Source organism: Mesorhizobium sp. M7A.F.Ca.CA.004.04.2.1 (assembly GCF_004022825.1).
Lineage (GTDB): Bacteria > Pseudomonadota > Alphaproteobacteria > Rhizobiales > Rhizobiaceae > Mesorhizobium.
Map to the genome: position 1 here is coordinate 1 of NZ_RZPH01000805.1, position 2,804 is coordinate 2,804.

Below are 2,804 nucleotides of genomic sequence, written 5' to 3' on the forward strand. Positions count from 1 at the left end.
TTCCATCCTGAAGCCCCGTTTGCGCCCCGCTGCCGCCGCCGCGGCGCTGCTGCTTTCGACGGGCGCGCAGGCCGCCGATCTCAACGCGCTGATCTGGTGCGATCATGCCGATCCGGCCTTGCTGCAGCCTTTCGAGGAGGCCAATGGCGTCAAGGTCAACGTCAAGGAATTCGAGGGCACCGGCGCCGGCCTCGCCATCGTCGAGCAGTCGCAGCCCGGCGACTGGGATGTGATGGTGATCGACAGCATCGACGTGCCGCGCGGCGTCGAGAAGGGACTGTTCGAGCCATTGCCGGAAGACAAGCTGCCGCTGGCCGATCTGTTTCCGCAGGTGAAGATGGACGGCTCCACCGTGGTCGGCGGCAAGCGCTACGGCATCACCGAAAAGTTCGGCTACAACACGATCGGCTACAACAAGACCAAGGTCGATCCAGCCGACATGCAGTCGATGGCAGCACTCACCGGCGACAAGTACAAGGGCAAGGTCGCCATCTACGACTACTACCTGCCGGTCATCGGCATGGCCGCACTGGCGATCGGCAAGAAGACGGCCGATCTCACCGAAGCCGACCTGCCCGCCCTCAAGGACGAGCTCTTGAAGATGAAGGCCAATGCCAAGCTGGTCGGCGAAGTGACCGCCAGCCAGACGGCGCTTGCGACCGGCGAGGTCGACATATTGGTCGGCGGCGGCGAATGGGTGACGGCGGGCCTGGCCAAGGAAAACCCGGCGCTGGACTTCTCGGTCCCCAAGGAGGGTGCGATTCTCTGGTCGCAGTCGCTGGCCATGTTCAAGGATTCCAAGAACAAGGACATGGCGCTGAAGTTTATCCAGTACATTATGAGCCCGGAAGGCCAGGCGCGCCTTGCCACCTCCTCCTGCTATTGGGGCATGCCGGCCAACACCAAGGCCGCACTCACCGACGACCAGAAGAAGGTTTTGCGCTTCGACGAGCAGCCGGGCTTCCTGGCGCGCGCCCAGGCCTATCCGGCGCCGAACGCCGATCTCGACAAGAAGATGCAGGATATGTGGACCGAAATGCTGCAGGCGAAATGAGCCGATAGCGCTCATGAGCAGCTCGGCAAACAACGGACGTGCCCTGCCCCGGGCGGGCTCTGCTCTGCCCCGGGCGGCCCTGCCCCGGGCGGGCTCTGCCCTGCCCTGGGCGCTGGTCACGCCGGCGCTCGGCTGGACGCTGCTGTTCTTCGTGCTGCCCTTCATCGCCATGGGGCTTTCCAGCCTGACGGCGCATGAGGGCGGCGGCTTCACGCTGTCCAATTACAGCCAGTTCTTCACCAACCCTTCCTACTGGCAGGCGATGGTGAACTCACTGCAGGTCACCGCGATCGTCACCGTGGTCTCGGTGCTGCTCGCCTATCCCTTTGCCTGGATCCTCGCCGAACAGGTGCCGGAACGCTGGCAGCGGCTGGCGCTGATGCTGGCGGTGCTGCCGTTCTGGACATCCTATGTCGTGCGCTCCTATTCCTGGCTGCTGGTGCTGGCGCAGAACGGCGTCGTCAACCGGGCGCTGACCGGCTCTGGCCTGATCAGCGAGCCGCTGCAACTCGCCAACACGCGTTTCGCCACCGTCACCGGCTTCGTGCATTTCTTCGTCATGCTGTTGACGCTGACCATCTTTGCCAACCTCAAGCAGTTGAGCCCGAGCTACCGCAAGGCGGCCGCCGATCTCGGCGCCGGGCCGGTGCGCACCTTCCTGCATATCGTGCTGCCGCTGACCTTGCCCGGCATCATGGTCGGCGCCTTCCTGACCTTCGTGCTGTGCATCGGCGATTACATCACGCCGCAGATCCTGGGCGGCAACAACGAGCTGCTGATGCCGCAACTGGTGATGATGCAGATCGGCCGGCGCGGCGATTTCCCGCTGGCCTCGGCGCTGTCGATTATCCTGATGGCGGTGGTCACATCAGCCTACCTCGCCTGCGCGCGCTGGCTGAAGATCGAGCGGGCCTGAGATGCGCCCGCTCGTCCACATCGCCTCTTGGCTCTACGCGCTCGCCGTCTACGGCTTCATCTTCCTGCCGGTCGTCGTGCTGGTGCTGTTTTCGCTGCAGGCGACGTCGTTCCCGATCCCGCCCTTCACCGGCCCGTCGCTGCGCTGGTACGATGCGGTTCTTTCGGACACGCGGCTGACCTCGGCGCTGGTCAACTCGCTGCTGGTGGCATCCATCTCCTCGCTCGCAGCCGTCACGCTCGGCTTTCTCTCCGCCTGGGGCTTTGCCCGCTTCGTCCTGCCTGGCTCCGGCCTGCTGCGCGGGCTGATCACCCTGCCGCTGACGGTCAGCTATCTCATCATCGGGATGGGGCTGCTGGTGCTGTTCAACTGGGCCGGCGTGCCGAAATCGCTGCTTGCCGCCGGCATCGGCCATGTCGTGATCAACCTGCCGCTGTGCTTTGCCATCATCTACAGCCAGATGGGCGACCACCAGATCAACATCGAGCGTGCCGCGCGCGACCTCGGCGCGCCGGAATGGAAGGTGCTGCTGCTGATCACCGTGCCGGTCATGGCGCCGGCCATTTTCGCAGCTTTCTTCCTGTCGATGACCTTCTCCTGGGACGAGTTCGTGATCTCCTTCCTGCTCACCCGCTTCGACACCACGCTGCCGGTCGAAATCTGGAACCTGCTGCGCTCCGGCCTTAACCCCAAGACCAACGCCGTCGGCTCGCTGGTCTTCGCCGTCTCCATCGTGCTGGTGGTGCTGTTCGAACTGACATTGCTGCGCAGGAGAAAGGCATGACCGCGCCTTTGGTCGATATTCGTGCCGTCTCGCATCGCTTCGGCCAGCAC

At 64.3% G+C, this 2,804-nt stretch carries 3 protein-coding genes; all 3 read left to right on the top strand.

Going from position 1 to position 2,804, the window contains the following annotated elements; all coding sequences use genetic code 11:
- Positions 1-1,054: spermidine/putrescine ABC transporter substrate-binding protein (locus tag EN893_RS27325; protein WP_245490916.1), on the top strand; the 1,054-nt coding region annotated here is incomplete at its 5' end.
- A gap of 13 nt (positions 1,055-1,067) precedes the next feature.
- Positions 1,068-1,970, top strand: coding sequence for an ABC transporter permease (locus EN893_RS27330; RefSeq protein WP_127270788.1), 903 nt, complete (start codon positions 1,068-1,070; stop codon positions 1,968-1,970).
- A 1-nt stretch (position 1,971) separates the two neighbouring features.
- Positions 1,972-2,754: an ABC transporter permease gene (locus tag EN893_RS27335; RefSeq protein ID WP_127301950.1), complete on the top strand. Its 783-nt coding sequence runs from the start codon at positions 1,972-1,974 to the stop codon at positions 2,752-2,754.
- Positions 2,755-2,804 lie beyond the last annotated feature (50 nt).